This is a genomic window from Streptomyces xylophagus (assembly GCF_000716435.1).
Lineage (GTDB): Bacteria > Actinomycetota > Actinomycetes > Streptomycetales > Streptomycetaceae > Streptomyces > Streptomyces xylophagus.
In genome coordinates this window covers 1-2,106 of record NZ_JNWO01000075.1, presented here as the reverse complement: position 1 = coordinate 2,106, position 2,106 = coordinate 1, and the positions used below count along the sequence as shown (strand labels likewise).

1 protein-coding gene and 1 pseudogene are annotated in these 2,106 nt (G+C 72.4%); both read left to right on the top strand.

The window, feature by feature from the left end; genetic code table 11:
- Window positions 1-699: pseudogene (locus OO70_RS50165) on the top strand (M14 family zinc carboxypeptidase); the annotation flags it as partial.
- The gene (locus OO70_RS50160; RefSeq protein ID WP_043688203.1) at window positions 696-1,850 is read left to right on the top strand and encodes an EstA family serine hydrolase; all 1,155 of its coding nucleotides are present in this window, start codon (window positions 696-698) and stop codon (window positions 1,848-1,850) included. The pseudogene OO70_RS50165 and the gene OO70_RS50160, both read left to right, overlap by 4 nt.
- The last annotated feature ends 256 nt before the right edge of the window (window positions 1,851-2,106 follow it).

The window sequence follows — 2,106 nt, the reverse complement described above, 5'->3', positions numbered from 1 at the left end:
CCCACCCCCACCACCCCCCTCTACCCCCTCCACCCCGTCCGGGTCGCCGCCGCCGTCACCGCGGGTGAGTTGTTCGCGCTGCGGGAGATGAACTTCGACGTCACGCCCGTGTCGACGGAGGTCCTGAACGCCGGATTCGACTGGTCGAAGGCGGACGTGCTGTTCGTGTCGACGGGGTTGGAGTACGGGGACCTGACCCCGGCCGCCCGCAAGGCCCTCGACACCTTCCTCACCACCGGCCACGGGCTCGTCGGCCGAGGCGTCACCGGCGCGGCTCTCGGTTCGGCGGCCGGGCTGCTGACCGCGAGGGCGGTCGAGGGCAACGAGGACGCCAACGGCGTTGTACGGGTGGTCAATTCGGGTCCGGTCACGGCCGGCGCACCACCGTACGGCTTTGTCTACGCGCCGGTGTGGTTCACCGATCTCGGACCCGGGGTGCGCGTAGAGCAGTCGTACGCGACCGGGAACCCGCTCGTCGCCGGGCACTGGCGGGCGCAGGCCGACGGTTCCGGCGGTCCTGCCGCCGCGGCGGGGCGGCCCTCGGTAGTCAGTGGCCCGCGAGCTGTCCTGTTCGGCACGGAGCCCCTCTTCCGGGATCACCCGAAAGGGGAACTCCCGCAGGTCGGACGGGCGTTGTTCACCATGGCACACGAGAGCAGTGGCACACGCGGCAGCGGATCAGTTGAGGAGAGCGGATGACCCAGGAGATCCACGGCACCGTAGCCGACGGCTTCGAGGCGGTGCGGGAGGAGTTCGCCGCGTTCGTGGCGACGGAACGCGCGGACTACGAAGGCCAGTTGTGTGCATACGTACACGGGAGGCGGGTCGTCGACCTGTGGGCGGGACCGCCCGGCGCCGACGGCGACTCCCTGTACGGCGTGTTCTCGTCCACGAAGGGCGCCGCGCACCTGGTGGTCGCGCTGCTCGTGCAGGACGGCACGCTGGAGCTGGACCGCAAAGTGACCTACTACTGGCCGGAGTTCGCGGCGGAGGGCAAAGGCGCGCTGACTCTACGCGAGTTGCTCGCGCACCGGGCGGGTCTGGTCGGCACGGACACCGGCTTCACGCTGGACGAACTCGCCGACGACCGGGCGGTCGCCGAACGCCTCGCCGACCAGCGGCCGTTCTGGCGGCCGGGTGCGGCGTTCGGCTATCACGCCCTGGTGATCGGCGCGTTGACCGGCGAGATCGTACGGCGGGCGACGGGCCGTTCGCTCCAGGAGGTGCACGAGGAGAGAGTGCGGGCGCCGTACGGCCTGGACTTCTTCCTCGGTCTGCCGATGGTGCACGAGCCCCGGTTCCGCACCACCCAACCCATGTTGCTCACCCCGGACCAGCAGGCCGCGCGCGCCGCGGAGCCGCCCGCGCCGCACAGCCTCGGTGCGATCGCCTTCAACGAGCACGGGCCGGAGCCGACCGAACTGGCGGCGCTGCCGAACGAGCGGGTGATCCGCGCCAAGGGTCCCGCGTCGGTCGGCGGGTTGGCGTCGGCGCGCGGTCTCGCCGGGCTGTACGCGGCGGCGACCAGTGAGGTCGAGGACCGCGCGCCACTGCTGAAGCCGGACACGGTCGCGGAGTTCGGGCAGCTGCACTCCGTCGGGTACGACGTGGTCGCGGGCACGCACAAGGCGTACGGCCTGGGTTTCCAGGCCACGGCGGAGTCCTGGTACCCGTTCCTCGGCGCCGGCGCGATCGGCCACAGCGGCGCGGCAGGCTCCCAGGCCTTCGCGGACCCCCGCAGCGGCCTGGCCTACGGCTACACCCGCCGCCGCTTCGCCTTCCCGGGCGGCCCGGCACCGGAGAACGTGGGGCTGGTGCGGGCGGTACACAACGCAGCGCTGGCAAGCTGAACGAACGGCGTGGGCCCTCACCAGGGGCGAGGGCCCACCAACTCCGACTGTCCCCACGCGTCGGCCGAAAGGGAGCCGCAACGGCGCACGCCGGCGAGCTGAACGAACGGCGTGGGCCTTCACCAACGGCGAGGGCCCACCAACTCCGACTGTCCCCACGCGTCGGCCGAGAGGGAGCCGTAGGGGCGCGCCGGTGTCGAGAGCCCCAGCGCGCGGAGGCGCGCAGCGCCGAGCACGGTGGGGCTCTCGACACCGG

Excerpts from the sequence above, each read along its gene's own strand:
- OO70_RS50160 (WP_043688203.1), top strand. The coding sequence starts at position 696 with ATGACCCAGGAGATCCACGGCACCGTAGCCGACGGCTTCGAGGCGGTG.